This is a genomic window from Microbacterium sp. H6, from assembly GCF_003314775.1.
In the GTDB taxonomy this organism is placed as follows: domain Bacteria; phylum Actinomycetota; class Actinomycetes; order Actinomycetales; family Microbacteriaceae; genus Microbacterium; species Microbacterium oxydans.
The window spans coordinates 8,961-11,011 of sequence record NZ_QOAY01000185.1 but is presented as its reverse complement, the minus strand read 5'-3'; the positions used below and the strand labels follow the sequence as shown (position 1 = coordinate 11,011).

The 2,051-nt window shown below is 70.9% G+C and carries 2 protein-coding genes; both read right to left on the bottom strand.

The features are described 5' to 3' along the window. Positions 1-1,022 (bottom strand): imidazolonepropionase (hutI, locus tag DSP71_RS12045; protein ID WP_113681209.1); only part of this gene is annotated, 1,022 nt, incomplete at its 3' end. A gap of 12 nt (positions 1,023-1,034) precedes the next feature. After that, positions 1,035-2,051 (bottom strand): urocanate hydratase (hutU, locus tag DSP71_RS12040; RefSeq protein ID WP_113681207.1); only part of this gene is annotated, 1,017 nt, incomplete at its 5' end.

Sequence of the window (2,051 nt, the reverse complement as noted above, 5' to 3'; positions counted from 1 at the left end):
CGCAGTGCCTTCGCCCCGCCCGCCGTCGCGGCCCACACGGCCTCGGCCGGGGTCATCCCCATGTCGCGCACGGCCACGGCGATGCAGAACGGCATCGACGAGGTGAAGCTCGACCCCGGGTTCGTGTCGCAGGCCAGCGCCACGGTCACTCCGGCGTCGATCAGGCGTCGGGCGTTCGGATACGGCTGCCGCGTCGAGAACTCCACCCCCGGCAGCAGGGTGAGCACGGTGTCGGAGCCGGCGAGCGCGTCGATGTCGGCGTCCGTCAGATAGGTGCCGTGGTCGATCGAGGCCGCACCGAGCTCGACGGCCAGACGCACGCCCTCTCCTGGACCGAGCTGGCTCGCATGCACGCGGGGGGCGAGTCCGCGCGCGATGCCGGCTTCCAGCACCCGCCGCGACTGCGCGACCGTGAAGGCGCCCGTCTCGCAGAACACGTCGATCCACTTCGAGTACGGGGCGCAGGCATCGAGCATGGGCCCGGTCACCAGGTCGACGTACTCGTCCGAGCGGTCGGCGTACTCGGCGGGCACGACGTGTGCGCCGAGGAAGGTCACCTCCGGGGTCACCTCGGCGGCTAGACGCACCAGTCGCTCCTCGTCGGCGACGCTCAGGCCGTAGCCGCTCTTGATCTCGACGGTCGTCGTGCCCTGCGCGAGCATCTCGTCGAGGAAGCCGCGCAGTCGCGCGCGCAGCTCGTCGTCGCTCGCGGCGCGGGTGGCCGCGACGGTCGAGCGGATGCCGCCGGCCGCGTACTTCTGCCCCGCCATGCGCGCCTCGAACTCGACGGCGCGGTCGCCCCCGAAGACGAGGTGGCTGTGGCTGTCGACGAATCCGGGAATCATCGCACGCCCGGCGGCGTCCACGACCTCGTCGGCTTCCGGTGCCTCTGCCGCGGCACCCACCCAGGCGATCCGCTCGCCCTCGATCAGCACCGCTGCGTCGGCCAGCGTCCCGGTGCGGTCATCAGCCGTCGCGACGTTCGTCGTCAGTTCCGCGATGTTCGTGATGAGCGTCGACATGTCCTCACCCTCTCAGAGCATCGGCACGTTCAGGCCGCGCTCGCGGGCGACGTCGCGCGCGTGCTCGTAGCCGGCGTCGACGTGGCGCATCACACCGGTGCCGGGGTCGTTCGTCAGCACGCGCTCCAGCTTCTGGGCGGCGAGGTCAGAACCGTCGGCCACCGTCACCTGACCAGCGTGGATCGAGCGGCCGATGCCGACGCCGCCGCCGTGGTGCAGCGACACCCAGGAGGCACCGGACGCCGTGTTGAGCAGGGCGTTCAGCAGGGGCCAGTCGGCGATGGCGTCGGAGCCGTCCTTCATCGCCTCGGTCTCGCGGTAGGGCGAGGCGACCGAGCCGGAGTCGAGGTGATCGCGACCGATCACGATAGGAGCCGAGAGCTCGCCCGAGGCGACCATCTCGTTGAACTTGAGTCCGGCGAGGTGGCGCTCCTTGTAGCCGAGCCAGCAGATGCGGGCGGGAAGCCCTTCGAAGTGCACCTTCTCCCCGGCTTTCTCGAGCCAGCGGTGCAGGGCGGCGTCTTCGGGGAAGAGTTCGGCGATCGCCCGGTCGGTCTTGTAGATGTCTTCCGGGTCACCCGAGAGCGCAGCCCAGCGGAACGGCCCTCGTCCCTCCTCGAACTGCGGGCGGATGTAGGCCGGCACGAATCCAGGGAACTCGAATGCCCGGTCGAACCCGCCCAGCTGCGCTTCGGCGCGGATCGAGTTGCCGTAGTCGAACACCGCGGCGCCCGCATCCTGGAACGCGACCATCGCCTCCACGTGCGCTGCCATCGATGCGCGCGAGCGGTGCGTGAAGTCCTCCGGGTCGCGCTCGGCCTCGGTCTTCCAGTCCGCCACCGAGGTGCCGAGCGGGAGGTAGGCGAGCGGGTCGTGGGCGCTGGTCTGGTCGGTCACGATGTCGATCGGCACCCCGCGGCGCAGCAGCTCGGGGAACACCTCGGCCGCGTTGCCGACGACACCGACCGAGAGGGCCTCTCCGGCGTCCTTGGCGGCGACCACGCGGGCGACGGCCGCGTCGAGATCGGT